Annotated in this window: 18 protein-coding genes; 17 read left to right on the forward strand and 1 reads right to left on the reverse strand. The window is 45.2% G+C overall.

The annotated features are described in order from the left end of the window. The first annotated feature begins 4 nt into the window (after positions 1-4). Positions 5-1,537, forward strand: a complete 1,533-nt coding sequence (locus FYJ53_RS19550) for a YifB family Mg chelatase-like AAA ATPase (RefSeq protein WP_148430018.1) — start codon at positions 5-7, stop codon at positions 1,535-1,537. Between the two features lie 45 nt (positions 1,538-1,582). Here the strand turns inward: FYJ53_RS19550 and FYJ53_RS19555 are convergent, their stop codons facing one another. Then, the gene (locus tag FYJ53_RS19555; protein ID WP_148430020.1) at positions 1,583-3,799 is read right to left on the reverse strand and encodes an EAL domain-containing protein; all 2,217 of its coding nucleotides are present in this window, start codon (positions 3,797-3,799) and stop codon (positions 1,583-1,585) included. 209 nt (positions 3,800-4,008) lie between these two features. Here FYJ53_RS19555 and dprA point away from each other — a divergent pair, with 209 nt between their 5' ends. The 16 genes from dprA (at position 4,009) to truB (ending at position 22,115) form a co-directional block, all read left to right on the forward strand. Continuing rightward, positions 4,009-5,115 carry a DNA-processing protein DprA gene (gene dprA / locus FYJ53_RS19560; RefSeq protein ID WP_148430022.1) on the forward strand — a complete coding sequence of 369 codons (1,107 nt, stop codon included), beginning with the start codon at positions 4,009-4,011 and terminating at the stop codon, positions 5,113-5,115. 136 nt (positions 5,116-5,251) lie between these two features. Next, entirely contained in the window at positions 5,252-7,330 is a 2,079-nt protein-coding gene (gene topA, locus FYJ53_RS19565; protein ID WP_148430023.1) for a type I DNA topoisomerase, read from the forward strand. 120 nt (positions 7,331-7,450) lie between these two features. Continuing rightward, positions 7,451-7,984 (forward strand): ATP-dependent protease subunit HslV, encoded by a 534-nt coding sequence (hslV, locus tag FYJ53_RS19570; RefSeq protein ID WP_013380803.1) that lies wholly within the window; start codon positions 7,451-7,453, stop codon positions 7,982-7,984. A 22-nt stretch (positions 7,985-8,006) separates the two neighbouring features. After that, on the forward strand, positions 8,007-9,422 hold the full coding sequence (gene hslU / locus FYJ53_RS19575) for an ATP-dependent protease ATPase subunit HslU (RefSeq protein ID WP_207707267.1): 1,416 nt from the start codon (positions 8,007-8,009) through the stop codon (positions 9,420-9,422). A 158-nt stretch (positions 9,423-9,580) separates the two neighbouring features. Then, positions 9,581-10,360 carry a 30S ribosomal protein S2 gene (gene rpsB / locus FYJ53_RS19580; protein ID WP_013380801.1) on the forward strand — a complete coding sequence of 260 codons (780 nt, stop codon included), beginning with the start codon at positions 9,581-9,583 and terminating at the stop codon, positions 10,358-10,360. 34 nt (positions 10,361-10,394) lie between these two features. Beyond that, entirely contained in the window at positions 10,395-11,036 is a 642-nt protein-coding gene (gene tsf, locus FYJ53_RS19585; RefSeq protein ID WP_013380800.1) for a translation elongation factor Ts, read from the forward strand. Between the two features lie 207 nt (positions 11,037-11,243). Continuing rightward, positions 11,244-13,643, forward strand: coding sequence for a cation-translocating P-type ATPase (locus FYJ53_RS19590; RefSeq protein ID WP_148430027.1), 2,400 nt, complete (start codon positions 11,244-11,246; stop codon positions 13,641-13,643). A gap of 281 nt (positions 13,644-13,924) precedes the next feature. Next, positions 13,925-14,638, forward strand: coding sequence for a UMP kinase (pyrH, locus tag FYJ53_RS19595; RefSeq protein ID WP_148430029.1), 714 nt, complete (start codon positions 13,925-13,927; stop codon positions 14,636-14,638). Beyond that, positions 14,638-15,195, forward strand: a complete 558-nt coding sequence (gene frr, locus FYJ53_RS19600) for a ribosome recycling factor (RefSeq protein WP_013380784.1) — start codon at positions 14,638-14,640, stop codon at positions 15,193-15,195. The genes pyrH and frr overlap by 1 nt, the downstream gene beginning before the upstream one ends. Positions 15,196-15,323: 128 nt before the next feature. Next, positions 15,324-15,788, forward strand: a complete 465-nt coding sequence (rimP, locus tag FYJ53_RS19605) for a ribosome maturation factor RimP (protein WP_148430030.1) — start codon at positions 15,324-15,326, stop codon at positions 15,786-15,788. A gap of 14 nt (positions 15,789-15,802) precedes the next feature. Further along, positions 15,803-17,038: a transcription termination factor NusA gene (nusA, locus tag FYJ53_RS19610; protein WP_013380782.1), complete on the forward strand. Its 1,236-nt coding sequence runs from the start codon at positions 15,803-15,805 to the stop codon at positions 17,036-17,038. Positions 17,039-17,096: 58 nt separating this feature from the next. Next, positions 17,097-17,363: an RNase P modulator RnpM gene (gene rnpM / locus FYJ53_RS19615; protein WP_013380781.1), complete on the forward strand. Its 267-nt coding sequence runs from the start codon at positions 17,097-17,099 to the stop codon at positions 17,361-17,363. Between the two features lie 75 nt (positions 17,364-17,438). Beyond that, positions 17,439-19,853 (forward strand): translation initiation factor IF-2, encoded by a 2,415-nt coding sequence (infB, locus tag FYJ53_RS19620; protein ID WP_148430032.1) that lies wholly within the window; start codon positions 17,439-17,441, stop codon positions 19,851-19,853. An 18-nt stretch (positions 19,854-19,871) separates the two neighbouring features. Further along, complete coding sequence (rbfA, locus tag FYJ53_RS19625) at positions 19,872-20,264, forward strand: 30S ribosome-binding factor RbfA (RefSeq protein WP_148430034.1); 393 nt, start codon at positions 19,872-19,874, stop codon at positions 20,262-20,264. Next, a complete protein-coding gene (locus FYJ53_RS19630) occupies positions 20,236-21,210 on the forward strand; it encodes a bifunctional oligoribonuclease/PAP phosphatase NrnA (RefSeq protein WP_148430036.1) in 975 nt (324 codons plus the stop codon). The genes rbfA and FYJ53_RS19630 overlap by 29 nt, the downstream gene beginning before the upstream one ends. Beyond that, positions 21,207-22,115 carry a tRNA pseudouridine(55) synthase TruB gene (gene truB, locus FYJ53_RS19635; protein ID WP_013380777.1) on the forward strand — a complete coding sequence of 303 codons (909 nt, stop codon included), beginning with the start codon at positions 21,207-21,209 and terminating at the stop codon, positions 22,113-22,115. The genes FYJ53_RS19630 and truB overlap by 4 nt, the downstream gene beginning before the upstream one ends. The last annotated feature ends 7 nt before the right edge of the window (positions 22,116-22,122 follow it).

A 22,122-nucleotide genomic window follows, 5' to 3' on the forward strand; every position in this document is an offset into this window, starting at 1 on the left:
GATCATGCTTTCCCAGATTCACAGCTGCAGCCTTTTAGGGATTGAGGGTCAGATTGTTACAGTAGAGATTGATGTACTAAACGGCCTGCCCTCCTATGTGCTGGTGGGACTTCCAGACACGGGCGTTAAGGAGTCGAAGGAGCGGGTTTACTCTGCCCTGAAAAACAGCGGCTACAGCTATCCGATGAAAAAAATCACCATCAATCTGGCGCCGGCAGACCTTAAGAAGGAAGGCCCGGCCTATGATCTGCCCATCGCTCTTGGGCTTCTGATGGCTTCGGAGCAGTTGGAGCCCGTTGATATTGAAAGCTATGTAATCTTGGGAGAGCTCTCTCTGAGCGGTGAGATTAAGGCGATCAATGGTATTCTGCCCATGGTCCTGGCCGCACGGGATCATGGCTTTAAAAAAATCATGATCCCTTCGGCGAACCAGTATGAAGCAGCGGTGGTTGAGGGAATTGAAATTCTTCCTGTGGTGAGTGTGGCAGAGGCGGCAGCGCATCTGTCCGGTGAGTGCTGTAAAGCACCCTGCACGGTGAACATTGACGCGTTGTTCAAAAGAACCAACACGCACAACTGTGAGACAGACTTCTCAGAGATACGGGGACAGGAGCACGCAAAGAGGGCCTTTGAAATTGCCGCCGCAGGCGCTCATAATCTTTTGCTGAGCGGGCCGCCTGGAGCAGGAAAATCGATGATGGCAAAGGCATTCCCGTCAATTCTGCCGGATATGACAGTAGAGGAGACGCTGGAAGTCACGAAGATTTATTCAGTGGCCGGGCTTCTGCGCGATGCGCAGGTAATGACCGAAAGGCCTTTCCGTTCACCGCACCACACCATTTCAAACATCTCACTGATTGGTGGGGGACGAATCCCTAAGCCGGGTGAGGTATCTCTGGCGCACCTGGGCGTATTGTTTTTGGACGAACTGCCAGAATTTAAAAAGAGCGCGCTGGAGGTTTTGAGGCAGCCCATTGAAGACCAGCAGGTCACCATTTCAAGAGTCAACGCTTCGCTGACCTATCCGGCCTCATTTATGATGATTGCCAGTATGAACCCCTGTCCCTGCGGTTATTACGGTGATCCAACCCATGAATGCCGCTGCAGTACCAGTGAGATACACCGTTATGCCGGGAAAATATCCGGGCCACTTTTGGATAGAATTGATATAAAAATTGAAGTACCGGCCATGGATTTTGACGCGCTTGAGACAGCACCAAAAGGTGAGAGCTCTGCGGATATCAAAGTTCGGGTAAATGCGGCACGCGCTGTGCAAAACAGGCGATATGGTGAGGAGAAGGGTCTTTACTTCAATGCCCAGCTTTCACCGAGGCATATCGAAAAGTATTGTGAGCTCGGAATGCCTGAAAAGCAGCTCATGGAAAAGATTTATAAGAAAATGAATCTCAGCGCCAGAGGATACCACCGTATTCTCAAGCTGGCCAGAACCATTGCAGATTTGGAAGGCGCTGTCGAAATAAAGGCTGCCCATCTGTCAGAGGCAGTACAATACCGAAGTTTTAGTCCCGAAGGATAATTAAAAAGGCGAGTGTCCAGAACCGTTCTGGATACTCACCTTTTTTTATCGCGTCCTGTAAACCAGGCTGGCAAAATCTTTGACTGGCATCGGTTTTGCAAAATAATATCCCTGAATAATATCACAGCCGATTTTTTTCAAAAAGTCGATCTGCTCCTGTGTCTCGACCCCCTCGGCTACTACCTTAATATCGAGCGAATGGGCCATCTGGATAACACTCTCCACAACTTTTTCTCCTCGGTGTGACAGCGTCGTCTCGTTGAAAAATTCTTTGTCCATTTTTAAGACATCCACAGGCAGCTCCTTTAACAGATTCAATGAGGAGTAGCCAGTTCCAAAATCATCAATCGAGATCTTAAACCCAAAGTCATTAAGCGCCTTAAAAACAGAAGCGAGCACGTCAATATTGTCAAAAACTGCACTTTCAGTTACCTCAAGCTCCAAACAGCTTGGCGGCACGTCATATTTTCTGACAACAGCCATAAGATTCTCAGCAAAATCGGAATGGCTTAAGTGCTTTCTGGAGAAATTAACAGATATCAGCAGCGGTGCCAACCCCTGATCCATCCAAATACGCTGCTGTTTACAGATGGATTCAAACATAAAGAAATCCAGTTTAATGACAAAATTGTTTTTTTCAAAGAGAGGAATAAACTCGGCTGGCGGTATCAGTCCTTTTTCAGGGTGAAGCCAGCGGACCAGGGCCTCAGCGCCAACGGGCTGTAAGGTTTTAAGAGAGTACTTAGGCTGAAGATAGACATTAAACTGTTTTGAGGCCAGCGCCTCATCCATCTGATTTTCGATTTTTCTTTCCCGAAGAATCTGATTGCGCATAACGGTGTCAAAATAAGCAATACCATTGCCGTTGGCACCTTTAATGGATTTACGAGCCATATCCGCCCGGTCATACATATGGTTAACCGTGAGGTGGTCCTCCTGAACCAGATAAACACCAAAAGACAGGGTAAAGGGAATATCAAAATCCTGGCAGGCCAGCTGCTCTCTTAAGGAATTCAAGCGGTCAGTTAGAGCCTCAGTGGTTTTATAGTGAAGCAGAAGCGCAAAATCATCAGAGGCGACACGGCAAAAAGTTTCTTTGCTACCCAGATGGCTGGCGATGGTTTCAGACATGGCGGCCAGCAGCCGGTTACCACTTTGAAAACCATAAAGATCATTTATAGCCTTGAATTTATCAATGTCGAAGCTGACGATTGCGTATTGAAGATGCTCCTTTCCTCCTAACCAGTGCTCACTGTCAAGAATAAACCGGTTAAAATTGGAAAAGCCTGTAATGTCATCCGTATAAGCCATGCGTTTAAGCTCACGGCGGCTCTTTCTCTGATGGATTTCAATATATACGATCAGGGCAGTAAAGAAAAACAGAATAACACCCCAGGTTAAAAGGGTCGATTGAATAATCTGGCTGGATTTTTCTGAGACGACGCTTTTGGGGACTACAATTAATACATTCCAATTATTGGTATCTACTGGAGCGATGCTGAAATAGTAAGGCTCCCCGTTATGACGGTATTCTGCAACACAGGTCTCGCGGGAATCCAGAGCCTCCAGCACTTTGTTACGCGTTTTATCATCTGAGTAGCTGAGCTCCGTAATAGTTTCGATATCCTGGTTACTGCCGGGATGATTAGAACGGATGATGATGTCTCCGCTATCGTTTATGATATAGGAATAGCCTTTGCCGTCAAAGCTTGTTACGGAGAGAACGTTGCTGTATTGGCTGATGGCGTTGGTCGCGAAGAGTACGCCGAGCGCATTACCGCCTGAACGGATTGGCGCGGCATAGACCGTGATGGGTTCTCCGCCGAATTTATCCGTCAGAATACCAGAAACAACGGTTTCGCCTTCTAACGCTTTATAAAAATAATTCCGGTCAGAAAAATCTTCATCGTAACCGTCGGTCGTATGGGCGATACCGTCAGGGGTGATGATTCCCATGCGTTTAAAAGAATTGCGGTCATTCTCCTGTTTCAAAACAGGAAGGGCGCCCAGAATATTGTCCGGCGAATCATTGCCGATGTAGGTGGCGATTGCATCCAGCGTATTAAAGTCACCCCGCAGCCGATTCTGGATGGTGTTGGCAGACTGCTGGGACAGCTCTTTTAGTGTGGTTTGAGTTTCGGACTCTAAAAAATGGTCCAGATAGGAGGTGTAGACATAAGCGATAATGACGATCATAAATATCAGCAGCAGCGCGGCGAGAATGGGCCGCCATATTTTTGATTTTAACCCACGGTCATTCATGTAGTATCTCTTTTCTATGCGATTACTTTTTTATATTATACCATAGTCGAAAGCACTAAAAAAGGAGGGCGGCAAAAAAGAAAAGAATCAAATAAAAAGGGATAGATATGCAAAAGAGGGTGTTTTAAGAAGAAAGTTAAAAATATACAACATTAATGTCAAGATATGTGTTATGATAAAGTATCATATTTTTTAAAAGGGGAATTGATATGGAAAGGGATCTGTTCTGGATATGGCTGATGTCGTTGACCGATCTTGGAAATAAGCGCAAGCTAAAGCTGTTAGAATATTTTGAGACACCAGAAAAAATATACAATGCTGATGAGAAAAGCCTGATGGCTTCTGGTGCGGTTAAGGAAAAAGACTGTAAATATATCCGAAGCCAGCAGCATTTGTACCTTGCCACAAAGGCTAAAGGCTTTATGGAACGCCATGGAATTGGCCTTATAACCATTGAAAACAGCCTTTATCCGAAAAGACTTAAAAATATTTATGATCCGCCAGTCGGGCTGTTTGCAAAGGGCAATCTTGATCTATTGGACCGCCCGATGTATTTGGGAATCGTAGGCTCTCGAAAAGCGTCGCCGGCAGGCCTTAAGCAGGCCCGTAAACTGGCAGAAGCCTTTTCCGATATGGGGATTACCATAGTCAGCGGACTGGCAGAGGGCGTCGATGGCGAGAGCCATTTGGGCAGCTGCAATAGGATCGGCTCAACCATTGCCGTCATGGGGACTGGTATCAATGTATGCTATCCCGAGAAGCATAAAGTCCTTTACAAAAAGATCGTCCACAACGGGCTGATCCTCACAGAGTTTTTCATGGATGAATCGCCATTAAAATTTCATTTTCCAAGAAGGAACCGGATCATCAGCGGCCTGTGCGACGGCCTGTTAGTGGTAGAGGCCCGGGAAAAGAGCGGCGCTCTGATTACAGCAGACTTTGCACTGGAGCAGGGAAAAAATGTTTACGCTGTGCCCGGTGATATTACCCGTTATCAGAGTGCGGGCAGTAACCAGCTTATCAAGGAAGGCGCAAAGGTAGTAACAGAACCTGAGGATGTGCTGGAGGATTATGTGGACATGCTGCCTCAGGATATTGAGAGCTTCCATAATCCCATCAGTCTCGAGCGAGCCGCTGAGGGAATAGAGGACCCGGAACAGAAAAAAATATTAAATTATGTTGCCGGGGGATACACGACGGTAGATGAACTGGTAGCGGTGTATGGAATGGGTATTGGGGCTGTCAATGGCGCCCTTTCGATGCTGGAGCTTGACGATCGTGTTAAAGTAGAATATGGAAAGGTATATATTCTTTAGAGAGAAACCTTATGGGTTTCTGTATTCAAAATTTGAAAAAAAAGGATTCCTTTGTTATAATGAAGCTTGTTTGACTTTTATCATACATAATAAAAACAAGTTATAACGGTAAAATATATATTGAAGGAGGAATACAATGGCAAAAAATCTCGTCATTGTTGAATCACCCGCAAAAGCTAAGACGATAAAAAAATATCTGCCTAAGGGCTACGAAGTGCAAGCAACCATGGGACATGTGATTGACCTGCCCAAAAGCCGGATCGGGATTGACATCGAAGATCACTTTAAACCCGATTATATCAAGATCAGGGGAAAAGGTGAACTGCTGAAAAAAATTAAGAAGGAAGCCAACAAGGCAGATAACGTCCTGCTGGCAACGGACCCCGACCGCGAGGGCGAGGCCATTTCATGGCATGTAGCCAATTTTTTGGGCATTGACCTGGATACCAAGTGCCGGATCGAATTCCATGAAATCACCAAGAGAGCGGTGAACGCCGCCATTGAAAACAAGCGCGCGGTGGATATGGACCTTGTGGACTCCCAACAGGCTAGAAGAATCCTTGACCGGCTTGTCGGCTATTCCCTGAGCCCATTTTTATGGAAAAAAGTAAAGAAGGGACTCAGTGGCGGACGTGTCCAGTCGGTTGTCACCCGTATTATTGTGGACAGGGAAGAGGAAATTGCGGCCTTTGTCCCTGAAGAGTACTGGGGACTTGACCTGGAGCTTAAAAAGGATAAGGATAAAAACATCTTTTTATCCCGTTTCTATTCAGAAGACGGAAAAAAGAAAACCATCAAGAATGCCGAAGAAGCAGCCCGTCTGGAGCAGGTAGTACTGCATAACCCCATTACGGTTGCCGGGGTTAAAAAGCGTGTGCGCAAACAGAAGCCGCCGCTTCCCTTTACCACCAGTACCCTGCAGCAGGAAGCTTACAAGGTTTTGGGCTTTACGACACAGCGCACCATGCGCATTGCTCAGCAGCTTTACGAAGGGGTCGAGGTAGCAGGCAAAGGCCTGGTCGGTTTGATTTCTTATATCCGTACCGACTCCACACGTTTGGCGGATGAAGCCATCGCAGAAGCAAAAGACTTTATCCAAACGAACTACGGTCCAGATTATCAGCAGAGCTCTGCGAAAAAGACCGTGAAAAAGAAAAATGTCCAGGATGCCCATGAAGGGATCCGTCCTTCATCGGTTTTTAACCTGCCGGAGGAAGTGCGCGATTCCCTCGAAAAGGACCAGTATAAGCTGTACAAGCTTATCTGGGACCGTATGGTTGCCAGCCAGATGGCAGATGCTGAGTATTACGTAACCGATGTGGATGTAGCCTGTGCAAATCTGCTCTTTAAAACAAAGGGCGAGATCATGAAATTCAAAGGCTTCACGGCCGTGTACCGCACAGCCAGCTCAGCAGAGAAGGAAGAAGCAAACCGTCTGCCAGAGTTTGAGGATAACGAGGAACTAAACCTTGTTAAAATCAATAAAGAACAGAAATTTACCAAGCCACCGGCACGCTACACGGAAGCCTCGCTGGTAAAAATTCTCGAAGAAAAGGGGATTGGCAGGCCGAGCACCTATGCGCCAACCATCGCCACCATCAAAAGCAGGGACTATGTTGAGGTAGTGGAAAAGCACTTTGTGCCCACGGAGCTGGGGATTACCGTTACTCACCTTATGAAGGAATATTTTGAGGATATTGTCAATCTGACCTTTACCGCAGAGATGGAAGAGAAGCTGGATAAGGTAGCCGATGGCGAAACGGACTGGGTTAAGCTTCTGGAAAGCTTTTATGGTGGCTTTAAAAAAGAACTGGAGCATGCTCAGGAGGCGGCGGCAGAGGTTACCATCGCAGACCCTGAATCCGATGAGATCTGTGAGCTCTGCGGACGCAGAATGGTCATCAAAAAGGGCAAATACGGCAAATTTTTAGCCTGTCCCGGTTTCCCGGACTGCAAGAATACCAAGCCCTATTTTGAAAAAACCGGTGGTATCTGTCCAGAATGCGGCGGAGACCTTGTCAAGCGTACCTCTAAAAAGGGACGTACCTTTTATTCCTGCTCAAATTACCCGAACTGTGAGTATATGAGCTGGGATATGCCAGTGGCCGAAAAATGTCCGGAATGCGGGCAGACCATGTTCCAGAAAGGTCTGGGTAAACGAAAAAAAGTTTACTGCGCCAAATGCGGTTTTGAAAAATCAGCGGATCAGCAATAGAAAATACGCATAAGACTGATGACCGTCCGTTTCGGACGGTCGTCATTTATATACAGATTTAAGTATTCATTGCTAAAATGACCTATTAGATTAAATATATAATGAAATGAGGAATAAAAAATGTTTCATGCAACAACAATCGTTGGTGTAAGACACAATGGCGAGGTTGCCATTGCCGGTGACGGCCAGGTGACAATGGGTGAAACGACCATTATGAAGGCAACTGCCAAGAAAGTCAGAAAAATTTACAATGATCAGGTGCTGGTCGGCTTTGCGGGATCAGTGGCAGATGCTTTTACACTGTGTGAACGATTTGAACACAAAATTGAACAGTACAACGGGAACCTGCAGCGTGCCGCGGTTGAGCTGGCAAAAGACTGGCGCCAGGATAAGGCGCTGCGCAAGCTGGAAGCTCTTTTGATTGTTATGGATAAAAAAGAAACGCTGGTGCTTTCTGGCAGCGGTGAGGTCATTGAGCCGGATGACGACATTGCCGCCATTGGTTCCGGCGGCAACTATGCGCTTTCTGCCGCCAGAGCTTTAAAACGCCATTCCAATTTAAGCGCAAAGGAAATCGCGCACGAATCCCTTAAGATCGCGTCTGAAATCTGTGTCTACACGAATGATAATATCCGTGTCGAAGAATTAGAATAAATTTGAGGTAAAATTTATGGAAATGAAAGATTTAACGCCTAAAAAAATTGTCGAAGAGCTGAACCGCTATATTATTGGCCAGGAACCGGCAAAAAAGGCGGTGGCGGTAGCCCTGAGAAACCGCTATCGCAGAAGCCTTTTATCAGAGGAAATGCGGGATGAGTTCACACCAAAGAACATTATTATGATGGGGCCTACCGGTGTCGGTAAGACCGAGATCGCAAGACGGATTGCCAAGCTGGTGTCTGCGCCCTTTATTAAAGTAGAGGCGACTAAATTTACAGAAGTGGGATACGTTGGCCGCGATGTGGAATCCATGGTGCGAGACCTGGTAACCACCTCCATCCGTAAGGTACAGCAGGAAAAAATGAAGGAAGTTTATGAACAGGCCGAAGAACGGGCGAATAAACTGATTCTGGATATTCTGGTACCCATGAAAAAGAAAAAGGAAACCATTAAGACACCCTTCGATATTTTTATGAAGAGTAATAAACAGCCAGCCCAGCCAGAGGCACCGGATCCGGCTAAGGAAGCTGAAAAAGCTGAAAAAGAAAAGAATCTCCAGATTAAACGGGAAGCCATTGCACAGGACCTGGCCGATGGCAAAATGGAGGACGAGGTTATCGAGATCGAGGTGGAGGATGACGGCTCCAAAACCATTGGTGTCATGGCGGGGATGAATGATGATATGAGCATTAACATCAATGATATTCTCGGCGATTTTCTTCCATCCAAGAAGAAAAAACGTCATGTTAAGGTCAAGGACGCGCGCAAGATCTTCACAAACCAGGAAGCACAGAAATTGATCGACATGGATGAGGTCAAGGAAATCGGCCTGCGTGAAGCGGAGCAGAATGGGATTATTTTCATTGATGAAATTGACAAGATTATCGGGAACGGCAACAACAACGGACCGGATGTCTCACGCGAGGGTGTGCAGCGGGATATTCTGCCCATCGTTGAGGGCAGCACCATCACCACAAAATACGGTCCGGTGAAAACCGACTTTATTCTGTTTATTGGTGCAGGCGCTTTTCATGTGGCTAAAATATCCGATATGATTCCTGAGCTGCAGGGGCGTTTCCCGATCACCGTCGAGCTGGACAGCCTGACAGAGGAGGATTTTAAACAAATTCTTACTCAGCCTGAAAACTCAGCCATCCGCCAATATCAGGAGCTCTTAAAAACAGAGGATGTCGATTTGGTTTTTGAGGGCGACGCCATCGAAACATTGGCGCAGATTGCCTTTGCTCAGAACGAGGAACAGGAAAATATTGGCGCCAGACGGCTGCACACTGTCCTTGAAAAGCTGCTTGAGGAAGTATCCTTCTATGCGTCCGATTATGATGCGGACACCTTTGTGGTCAATAAAGAATACGTCAACTCTGTATTTAAACCGGCAGAGCGTGAACGCAGCTATTCCAGATTTTTGCTTTAAAAAATTAAGAAAAAACACTTGCTACTGCCCTGTAATTATGTTATTATAGGGCAGTATGTTGTTATTACACACATTTTTCGAGGAATGGCAGGTGCCTGCGGAGCAGGTGGGCCGAGTCCGGAGAGAAAAATGGAGGAAAAACCTAAGGAGGAATTATTATGGCAGCAGTAACAATGAAACAATTATTAGAAGCGGGTGTACATTTTGGTCACCAGACCAGAAGATGGAACCCTAAAATGGCCCCTTACATTTTCACTGAAAGAAATGGTATCTACATCATCGACTTACAGCAGACAGTGAAAAAAATCGATGTTGCCTGTAACTTCGTTAAAGAAGTAGCAGCAAACGGCGAAAGCATTTTATTCGTTGGTACCAAAAAACAGGCTCAGACCAGCATCGAAAAGGAAGCCAAAAGAAGTGGAAGCTTCTGCGTTAACCACCGTTGGTTAGGTGGTACCTTAACAAACTTCACCACCATCAGCAAACGTATCGAACGCTTAAAAGAATTAAAAGCGATGGAAGAAGATGGAACTTTTGAACTGTTACCGAAAAAAGAAGTTATTAAATTAAAAAGAGAACGTGAAAAACTGCAGAAATTCTTAGGCGGCATTGAAGACATGAAAGAAATGCCTGGCGCTATGATCGTTATCGACAGCAAGAAAGAAAGAATTGCCATTGCAGAAGCACATAAACTGGGTATTCCAATTGTTAGTATTGTCGATACCAACTGTGACCCAGATGAAATTGACTACGTTATTCCTGGAAATGACGATGCGATCCGCGCCGTTGCTTTAATCCTTGGCGTATTAGCAGATGCGATTATTGAAGGAAAGCAGGGTGAACAGTTTGAAGAAGCTGTCGTAGAAGAAACTGTTGTAGCCGAAGATGCTTCCGGCGACGTCGTTGTAGAAGAAGTAGTAGAAGTAACTGCTGAATAAGCGGTTTGACATTTGATTAGAGGAGGATACAGACGTGGACGCTAAATTAGTTAAAGAATTAAGAGAAAAAAGCGGCGCAGGCATGATGGACTGCAAAAAAGCTTTGGTTGCTACCGACGGTGACATCCAAAAAGCAATGGAATACTTGAGAGAACAGGGCTTAGCCGCTACCAATAAAAAAGCTGGCCGTGTAGCTGCTGAAGGTGTTGTAGAATCATACATCCATATGGGCGGTAAAATCGGCGTTTTGGTAGAAATCAACTGTGAGACAGATTTTGTTGCTAAAACTGATGGCTTCAAAGCTTTCGCTAAAGATGTTGCAATGCATATTGCCGCTGCGAACCCAACCTATGTTTCTAAAGAAGAAGTTCCGGAAGCGGAAGTTGAACATGAAAAAGAAATCCTGAAACATCAGGCGTTAAATGAAGGCAAGCCAGAAAAAATTGTCGACAAAATGGTTGAAGGCCGTATCGGTAAATTTTATAAAGAAATTTGCCTGTTAGAACAGCCTTTTGTTAAAAATCCAGACATCACCATTGAAGATCTTGTAAAAGAACAGATCATGGCAATCGGTGAAAATGTAAAAATCAGACGTTTTGCCCGTTTCCAGTTAGGCGAAGGTATTGAAAAGAAACAGGAAAACTTTGCAGAAGAAGTAGCTGCACAGATGAAATAAAGAATAATAAATATGAAAAAAGGCATGTTGTGAGAGCGGCATGCCTTTTTTGTTTTATGAAAGTATTATGTGGTGCAGATCGGGGAATCATGTGCTTTAAAAACAATGGATATGAGAGCTTAATGTTAATAAACTTTTAATAATTTCTTTATCAGCAGGTTAGAAAGGTTCGGTACAATAAGGACAGCAAAATAATGGAGGCTGTCAATGACTGAGAAAAATCGTGTAAAAGGACTTTCTGAAAAAGAAGTAATCCAGCGCGTGCAGGAGGGTAAGCAGAATCTGACCCAAAGTGCCATGACTAAAACAACGGGTGAGATCATCAGACAAAATGTTTTTACCATGTTTAATCTTATGAATTTATTGATTGCCATTGCACTTTTCTGTGTTGGTGCTTACAGCAATATGCTGTTTATTGGAATCATCATCTTAAATATGGCAATTGGTATTGCACAGGAGTTTAAAGCTAAGAAAACAGTCGAAAAGCTATCGCTGCTTTCAGCTCCTTCTGTCACAGTGCTGCGTGATGGAGAAGAAAAAACGATCGCGACGGAAGAGGTTGTTCAGGATGATATAATGGCATTGACCGCAGGACAGCAGATTTGCTGTGATGGAGAGGTTCTTTCTGGTGATATGGAGGTAAACGAGGCACTCCTGACAGGGGAGGCGGACGCAATTGGAAAGGGAATTGGCGATAAGCTGATGTCTGGCAGCAGTGTGGTCAGCGGACGGTGTCTGGCGAAGGTCATTCATGTTGGGAATGATAATTATGCGGCTAAAATTGCGCAAGAGGCAAAACAGGCAAAGGAACAAAGCTCTGAGCTGATGCAGTCCATGCGTAAGGTAACCCGCATTACCAGCCTGTTTATTATTCCCTTGGGGATTATCTTGTTTTTGGAAGCTTTTATTTTGCGGAGCGATCCGCTTTTTACTTCGGTAGTGTCCACCGCGGCCGGCCTGTTGGGGATGCTTCCAAAGGGGTTAGTGCTGCTGATCAGTGTATCGCTGGCTGGCGGTGTCATTAAGCTGGCAAAAGATCAAATCTTGATTCAGGATATGTTTTCTTTGGAAGCTTTGTCTCACGTAGACGTACTGTGCCTTGATAAAACCGGTACGTTAACGGAGGGGAGGATGGAAGTGGAAAGTGTACAGATTTTTGAAAACGTACTTGCCAGGGAAGTGAAACTTGAGCCGTTGATGGGCTCTTTCTTGAAATACAGTAATGATAACAACGCGACTTTTCAGGCCCTAAAGGAGTACTTTAAAGAGAACAGCACCTTTACTGTGTACTCAAGAGTTGCGTTTTCCTCCGAAAGAAAGTGGGCTGCAATGACCTTTAAAGAAGGGGTCACATTTGTTATTGGAGCACCGGAAAAAGTGTTGCAGGGAGAAATGCCGGATGCGATGAAGTCGGAGATAAAAAGAGGGAGAAGAGTGCTTGTCGCCAGCGTCACAGAGGATGTAATTAAAAGCCAGACAAATTTATCCGAAACGAAGCTGACTCCCATAGCTGGGATTGTCATCCGGGACTGCATACGCCAGAGTGCACCCAAAATTTTAAGCTATTTTAGAAAACAGGGCGTCACGGTTAAAGTAATATCCGGTGATAATCCGGTGACGGTATCTATGGTTGCGAAGGATGCCCGGCTAAAGAACTATGACGAAGCGATTGACATGATGACTGTAAGTGAAGATGCGGATTTTAGAAAAATCGCAGAAAAGTATACGGTGTTTGGAAGAACAACACCGCAGCAGAAAAAGAAGTTGGTTCAGGCATTAAAGGCAGAGGGGCATTCTGTGGCAATGACGGGAGATGGTGTCAATGACCTTCTGGCATTGAAGGAGGCTGACTGCTCTATTGCCATGGGAAATGGAAGTGATGCAGCCAGACAAGCCGCGCAGGTGGTTCTGCTGAAATCTGATTTTTCAGCGCTGCCAGGGCTTTTATTGGAAGGGCGGCGTGTGGTAAATAATGTTACCCGCGCAGCAGGTGTCTTTTTTATCAAAACGATTTATTCGGTGGTCATGACGCTCATCTGTGTACTGGCTAATATTCCCTTTCCTTTCCTTCCGATTCAGATTACATTGATCGACGCTGCTATAGAGGCTTACCCTTCGTTTGCAACAGCTTTTGAAGCAGATGGACGGAGAATCAGGAAAAAATTTCTGCCGGCAGCATTGCGAAGCGCCTTGCCAAATGCTGCGGCCATTATTATGGCATTTCTACTGATTAATTTTATATCAGGTATAGGTCTGTTCGAAATCGGGATGATTGAGAAAACAACAATACTTTATTTTATATCGGGTCTTATCAGTATGCAGGCTGTGGTGAAAAATAATATTCCATTTACAAAGCTTCGGTTGTTTGTAATGATCACGATGGCAGCAGGGTATTTTGGCGCAGTTTTTTTGTTCAGCCATCAGTTGGGGCTGGAAATGGCTTTGAATACTGGAGCCATTCTCCTGCTCGGTGCTGTGTTGGTGATTGCCTTTGGTATAGAACGTCTTTTGACAAAGTGTGTGAGAAATTATGACAGAAGAAAGATGACTGTTGATGGACGGCTTTCTCTGAATGTACACAGCACACTTCAAAAAGAAGATCAGTGATAATGACTTGAGCTGCTTTCGTTAATTTTTTGTGAAAGAAGCTTGACGCAGGCAGCTGTTTTAAGCTATAATAGATATGTTCATTATGACTGTATATTAGACAGTTCATGATTGTGTCGGCTCTTTGGCATAAAGGTAGGCCGACACAAACGGTACCTGAATAGATTTGTGATAAAGAGCACGCGAGTGTTCTTTTTTTACAGTTTGGGTTATTCCTGAGCTTCTCTTGAAAAACAGGAGGTTCTGAGGTATAATCAAACTAAGAATAGAAGGGGGATTATATGGAGACGAAATACAAAAGAATTATTATCAAGCTGAGCGGCGAAGCCCTGTCTGGTAAGGTTGGCTTTGGCATTGATCCACCGACGGTACAGCGCATCTGTGAATCTGTCAAAGAAGTTTTTGAACAGGATGTTGAGATCGCGATTGTTGTAGGCGGAGGCAATTTCTGGAGAGGCCGTTTTGGCGAGGGAATGGATAAATCTACCGCAGATTATATGGGGATGCTTTCCACTGTTATTAACGCGCTGGCGCTTCAGGATGTTTTGGAACAGATGGGCGTACCGGTAAGAGTACAGACTGCCATTGAAATGAAGGAAGTGGCTGAACCTTATATACGCCGTAAAGCCGTCAGACATCTGGAAAAGAAACGCGTAGTTATCTTTGCGGCAGGCACAGGCAATCCGTTCTTTACGACGGATACCACAGCGGCGTTGCGTGCAGCAGAGGTAGATGCAGAGATGATCCTTTTGGCCAAGAGTGTGGACGCGGTCTACGACTCTGATCCAGAGGTGAATCCAGACGCTAAAAAATATGATCGCCTGACCTACATTGACGTTATTAACCAGGGATTAAAGGTTATGGATTCCACAGCTATCACCCTGTGTATGGATAATAAAATACCAATCCTTGTTTTCGGTTTGGATCAGCCGGAAAATATTTTGAAAGCCGTTCGCGGCGAAATCATCGGAACAATTATCGAGGAGGCAGAATAATGTTAAACGAAATTAAAGACAGAGCCAATGACAAAATGCAGAAAGCCCTGAATAACCTAAATGAGAGCTTGGGAGGTCTGAGAGCAGGCCGTGCGAACCCCCATATTCTGGATAAGGTTACGGTTGATTATTACGGTGCGGCGACAGCCATCAACCAGCTGGCAAGTGTGGCAGTGCCTGAAGCGCGTATGATTACCATTCAGCCTTATGACAGCACCTCGATCTCTGCGATCGAAAAGGCTATTTTGACCGCCGATCTGGGCTTCAATCCATCTAACGATGGCAAAATCATTCGTCTGATCGTGCCGGAGCTGACGGAAGAACGCCGTAAAGAGCTGGTTAAGTTAACCAAGAAGTACGGTGAAGAATGTAAAGTTGCCATGCGTAACATACGCCGTAAAGCTGTACAGGATCTGAAAGACGCTGAAAAGGAAGGTCTGATCAGTGAGGATGAACTGCACCAGGGCGAAAAAGAAATTCAGAAGCTGACCGATGATGAAGTGAAAAACATCGAGGGTGTGCTGAAGGAAAAAGAAGCGGAAATCATGGCAGTGTAGCCAGAAATGATTTGATTGTCAACTGAAACCATCTCGGTTTTGTTTGTGAAACTAAATAAGCCTTTCACAAGAGTGGGGAAACCCACTCTTGTGTATTTTCTGAAGCTTATTAAAATCTAGGAGAATATATGAAGAAACAATCCAAGGAGTCAATGCTGGAGGAGCTTATAGCACCTGTGGTAGAAGCTGAGGGCTATGAGTGTGTTGATGTTACCTTTGAAAAAGCCGGAAAGGACTGGGTGTTAACGACCTATATTGATGGATCGAACGGTATTGGGCTGGATGACTGCGAAGTGGTCAGCCGTAAGCTCAGTGACCTGATGGATGAAAAAGACCCCATTGAGCAGAGCTATCTGTTAGAGGTTTCGTCTCCGGGAATTGACCGTCCTTTAAAAAAGGAAAAAGATTTTGCCCGCAATATGGATAAACGCATTGTGGTCAGTTTCTACGCACCGGTAAATGGCAGCAAACAGTTAAGCGGTATCCTTAAAGGATACAATGGTGTAACGCTGACCCTACAGCTTGACTCTGAAGAAATGATGGAGCTGGAAATGTCTGCTGTTTCCAAGGTTGCTCCGGAAATTGAATTTTAGGAAGGCGAATCGTTATGAATGCAGAATTTATGAGAGCTCTTGATGCTTTAGAAGCAGAAAAGAACATTGATAAGGAGGAACTGATTGACGCTATTGAGGTGTCCATCGAATCCGCCTACAAAAAAAACTATGGCAATGTCCAGGATGTGGACGTAAAGCTCGACCGTGATACGGGAGAGATTACCGTCTATGCAACACGCGATATTGTCGAGGATGTCGAAAATCTGGAAACACAGATATCTCTTGAAGAAGCGCGTGAAATTGATCCGACCTATGAAGTTGGAGATGTCTACCGTAAAGTCATTACCCCAAGAGATTTTGGACGTATAGCAGCTCAGAATGCAAAACAGCTTATTGTCCAGCGAATCAAGGAAGCTGAACGCAACATGGTCTATAACGAATACCTGGAACGCCAGGAGGAAGTAATGACGGGAATTATCAACCGTATTGAACGCGGCAATGTGTTCGTGGATATTGGAAACAGCGAGGGCTGCATGCCGCCAATGGAACAGGTTCCCGGAGAAAAATACTACCCTGGACAGCGTTTAAAGGTTTATTTGCTCATGGTGCGCAAGACCACCAAGGGGCCGCAGCTCAGATTGTCCAGAACCCATCCGGGTCTGGTGAAGCGGCTCTTTGAGACCGAGGTGCCGGAAATTTATGATGGCATTGTGGATATTGTGTCCATTTCCAGAGAAGCAGGGTCAAGAACCAAGATTGCCGTTAAGGCCAATGATTCGTCCGTTGATCCAGTTGGGGCTTGTGTTGGCCAAAAGGGGATACGGGTTCAGAATATTATTAACGAGCTCAACGGTGAAAAGATTGACATCATCAAATACAGCGATGATGTGCGAGAATACCTGTCTAATGCCCTGAGTCCTGCAAAGATTTACCGCATCCTGCCCAATAAAACCGAAAAGACCGCCATTGCGGTGGTCGATGATTTTCAATTATCCCTGGCCATTGGTAAAGAGGGACAGAACGTCCGTCTGGCAGCCAAACTGGCATCCTGGAAAATTGATATCAAGAGCAAAAGCGACTATGAACGTATGCTGGCAGAAAATCCAGACTTCGATGCGGACTATACAAATGCGGGAGAAGAAGAGGATATTCTGGATGAGCTGAAAAATGAGCTGGATGAGGTACTGGACATTCAGATTGATGAAGATAATGCCGAAAGCCTTGATAATGTACTGGACGACCTGGTAATGACGGACGAATTAGAGGATCTGGATGACTTTTTTGAATAAGTAAAGATTTATCCGGTATCTCTGTGATATAATATTATAATGTGTGCAGGAGGAAGCAATGAAAAAAATGCCCGTAAGAACCTGCGTGGTTTGTCATTCGAAAATTGAAAAGAAAAATCTACTGCGTATTGTCTGCAATAAAGACAATGAAATATTCTATGATCCAACGGGAAAAGCCAATGGACGGGGAGCCTACATCTGTGACGATCCCAAATGTCTGGACGCTTTTCTGAGTAAAAATATTCTTGAAAAAGCTTTTAAACGGCCAATCGACAAAGAGACCGTCGAAGAAGTGCGTCAAAAAATAAAAGAACAGCTGTCATAGGCCATAACGGCAGATGAAAAATACAGCTATGGAGAGATCTATGAACAAATAAAAACAATTGAAGGGAGGAATTATATGTCAAAGTTAAGAGTTTATCAATTAGCAAGTGAGTATGACGTTCCAAGTAAGGAATTTGTCGATATCTTAAACAAACATAATATTCCCGTGAAAAATCACATGAGTGTGTTAACAGAACAACAGGTAACTGATTTCAGAAAAGAATACAAAAAGGGTGAAGATACCAAAGTGCAGCCAAAAGCAGCACCTAAAGCAGCGGCGCCAAAACAGGAGACAAAGGCCCAGAAGCCTCAGCAGCCCAAACAGGAAAGCAAGCCACAGTCTAAAGCACAGCCGAAGCCTCAGCAGCAGGAGCGCAAACCACAGCAGTCGAAGCCTCAGCAGCAGGAAAGAAAACCGCAGCAAAGGGACAGCAGCGCATCCCAGAACCGCCGCCCGGCAGATGGCCAGAAAAATGGGAACAACGGCCAGAGTCCGCAAAAGAGAAATACCGGAGGACAGGGGAACAGCGGCAGCAATAATAACAACCGTCCCAATAACGCCAAAGGCCAGACTGTGCCTAATAACAGCAAGCCAGACCGCAAAAATAAAAACCAGAAAAGAAATAATAATAACAATAACCAGTCTGCTAAGGTCAGAGACCACAGCAAAAAAGGGAAAACAGCCCGCAGCGTTTACAAAAAGATGAAGGATGAAAAGAAGACCGAAAAGCTGAAAAATCAGGTTTTTGAGATTCCTGAATTGGTAACCGTTGGAGAGCTGGCCGAAATTCTGGATATTGGCGCGACCGAAATTATTAAGATTTTAATGATGTCGGGTACTATGGCAACCATTAACCAGCAGATTGATTATGAAACCGCAGAAATTGTGGCCTCAGAGCTGGGGTATGAAGTTAAAGCTGTTAAAATGGAGGATGTCGTCACCAAAATTCTGGAAGAATATGACGAAGAAGATACCGGAAACGAAGTTAAACGTCCGCCGGTTGTTACTGTTATGGGTCACGTTGACCACGGTAAGACCTCCCTCCTAGACCGTATCCGCAAAGCAAATGTTACAGCCGGTGAAGCTGGTGGGATTACCCAGCACATCGGTGCATACACTGTTACCATAAATGGTGAGTCAATTACTTTTATCGATACACCTGGCCATGAGGCCTTTACCGCCATGCGCTCCAGAGGGGCGCAGATGACTGATATTGCCATCCTAGTGGTAGCGGCTGACGATGGTGTCATGCCGCAGACGGTAGAAGCGATCAACCATGTCAAGGCAGCCGGTGTCCCAATCATTGTTGCGATTAACAAGATTGATAAAGAAGGCGCCAATCCCGAACGTGTTAAACAGGAATTAACAGAACATAACCTGGTAGTTGAAGAGTGGGGCGGCGATGTTATCGCAGTGCCGGTTTCAGCCAAGAAAGGTGAAAATATTGATACACTGCTCGAAATGGTTCTGCTGGTTTCAGAAATGGGCGAATTAACCGCAGACCCTAAGCGTGCCGCCCGCGGAAGCGTTATTGAAGCCCAGGTTAAAAAAGGAAAAGGCGCGACCGCCAGTCTTTTGGTACAGCAGGGTACACTGCACGTTGGAGATTCCATCATATCCGGTATGACCTATGGTAAGGTTCGTACCATGATTGACGATAAGGGCAAGCGAATTAAGAAAGCTGGTCCATCCACTCCGGTTGAAATTTCTGGTTTGTCGGATATCCCTGTGGCAGGGGATGACTTTATCGTGCTCGAAAATGAAAAAGAAGCACGACAGTTGGCGGAAAAACGCCGTGAAATGGAAAAGGATGCCCGTCAGGCTAAGATGCGGCTGTCTCTGGATGACCTGTTTACGAAGATTCAGGAAGGGCAGATTCAGGATATCAATATTATTATCAAGGCCGATGTTCAGGGTTCCATTGAAGCCATTAAGCAGTCACTTGAAAAACTGAACACAGATGATGTGCGCATTAATGTGATCCACGGCGCCGTTGGTGCAGTGAACGAGACAGATGTTATGCTGGCGTCTACCTCTAATGCGATCATCATTGGTTTTAATGTGCGTCCGGATAAAAACGCGCTGGCAGCTGCGGAAACGGAAGAAGTCGATATCCGTCTGTACCGCGTTATCTATGATGCGATCGAAGATGTCAAAAAAGCGATGGAAGGGATGCTGGCGCCGGAATTTGTCGAAAAAGTTACCGGGAATGCCGAAGTCCGTGAAGTCTTCAAGATACCGAATGGCAGCATGATTGCCGGTTCCTATGTCACTGACGGTAAAATATCCAGAAATGATGAGGTTCGGATCATTCGTGACGGCATTGTCGTGTTTGAAGGTGAAATCTCATCCTTAAGGCGTTTTAAGGATGATGTTAAAGAGGTTGCCAGCGGGTACGAATGTGGTATCGGTATTGATAAATACAATGATATCAAGCTTGGCGACGTCATTGAGACCTTTGTCATGGAAGCCGTGGCAAGAGAACTGTAAAATAAAGGGGGTGCTATTATGGCATCACATCGAATAGAAAAAATTAATGGTCAGATTCAGCGTGAGCTGAGTCTGATTATTCAGCAGAAAATGAAGGACAGCCGTTTTAACCGTGACACGCTTAGTATTACCCACGTCAAAGCGGCGCCAGATCTCAAAACAGCGACTGTTTATGTCGGTATTTTCGGAACATCTGAGGAAAAGGAAGAAGTTCTGGGCCTCTTAGATAATGCAAAAGGCTTTTTGAGGGCAAATCTTGGGAAGGTGCTTAAGGTCCACTCGATTCCGGCGCTTACTTTCAAATTGGATGATTCTGTAGAGTACGGCATGCATATTGACAGTATTTTAGCAAGTCTGAAAAAAAACAAAGGAGCATCTGAGGATGAAGAAGGTACCGACAGAGATTCTTGATTGTATAAAAGAGAATCAGAGCTTTTTGATTCTCGTGCATAATAAACCCGATGGCGATGCCATCGGGTCTGCTATTGCCCTTGGAAAGGGCCTGAAAGCCCTGGGGAAGAACGTCGATTATTACATCGAAACGCCTTTGGAGGATAAGCTTCAGTTCTTTAGCGAGAGCCGTTATTTTGAAGATGAGCTTCAGGATGAATATGATGTTGTGGCTTTCTTAGACTGTTCAACAATGGAATATGCGTTTAAACCCGTCCCGATGGTGGATGCCCGGACCACTGTGGTCATTGACCATCATGCCACTAATCAGGGTTATGGCGACATCAATTTTTTAGAGATAACGGCCGCCACTGCCGAGCTGGTTTTCCGTATTTTGGATGCTTTGGGCGTTGAGCTGGACCCTGAGATGGTCGAGGCTGTTTTTACCGGTATCTCTACCGATACCGGCAGCTTTCAGTTTTCCAATGTCACCGCCGATACGCATCAGATTTTAAGCCGCCTTTATGAAAAGCGTGATAATTTTGCGGTGTTGTCCAAGCGCCTTCACAGCGAGAAAAATTATGCTCAAATGAAGCTTTATGGTAAAGCCGTAGACTCGTTGCAGTTGTATGAAGATAATACCCTGGCATGGATCTTTTTAAGTTATGCTGATATTTGTAAATACGGCGGCCCTGTCCAGATAACAGATGATGTTGCCAACATTGGCATGAATATTATCGGTGTTCAGCTCTCTGCAACAGTGAAAGAGGTAGAGTGTGGTATTTACCGTGTCTCGCTCCGTTCAAAAACACCGTTTAAAATTGATGTCTCATTGATTGCCCGTAAATACGGAGGAGGAGGCCACATGCGCGCCGCAGGATTTACCTTTAAAGGAGACCTGAAAGCGCTGAAAAAAGAATTGATCGAATTGATCGAGTACTATAGGAAGCATGAAGAAGATATATGAGTGAGCTAAACGGTTATCTCAATATTTATAAGGAAAAGGGAATGACATCGCACGATGTTGTTTTTAAAGCCCGGCAGATATTACACACTAAAAAGATCGGGCACACTGGGACCCTGGACCCAAACGCCCAGGGAGTGCTTGTTTTATGCGTAGGTAAAGCCACTAAAGCGGTGGAATATTTAAATGACCTGGATAAGGTTTATGAGGCGGAAATTCTTTTTGGTCAGGAAACCGATACCTGTGACTGCACAGGGACAGTAACTGCAGAGGCGCCAGTAAGCTTTACCAGAGAAGAATTTTTAAAGGCGCTGGAATTTTTTAAGGGTGACAGCATGCAGGTGCCGCCCATTTATTCAGCCTTGAAAATCAACGGGCGCAAGCTTTATGACTACGCAAGAGCGGGTGAGAAGGTGGAGATACCGCCGCGACCCATACAGATCAGCCGGATAGAAGCAATAGAGACGGATGAATTACCGTATAAGGCCCGGTTTATTGTAGAATGCTCTAAAGGCACATATATCCGTTCCCTTTGTCGTGATATTGGTAAAAAATTAGGGACGGTGGCTTGTATGGGGGATCTTTATCGTAAAAGAGTTGGGGATTTTAGGATTGAGAATGCGCTGCATTTATCCCAGCTTAAGAATTTGATGCTGGTTGGCCGTGCCCAGGGATTTTTCCATGAGCCGGAGTATGCGCTCGAAAAATTCAGAATGGTAACAGCCAACAGACAGGGCAGCCGTTTTTTGAGGAGCGGCAACCGTTTGTATCAGTGGAATGCCATAGAAGATTTCGAGAGTTATGAAGACAGCGAAATCCTGCGTCTTTACGACCAGGAAGAATTTGTAGGTATTGGCCGGTTTTGCGCCGGCGAGGAACCCTATGTTCAGCCGATTAAAATGTTTTAGGGAGAAT

It is taken from the genome of Eubacterium sp. BL-380-WT-2B (assembly GCF_009696115.1).
Classification (GTDB): domain Bacteria; phylum Bacillota; class Clostridia; order Eubacteriales; family Eubacteriaceae; genus Eubacterium; species Eubacterium callanderi.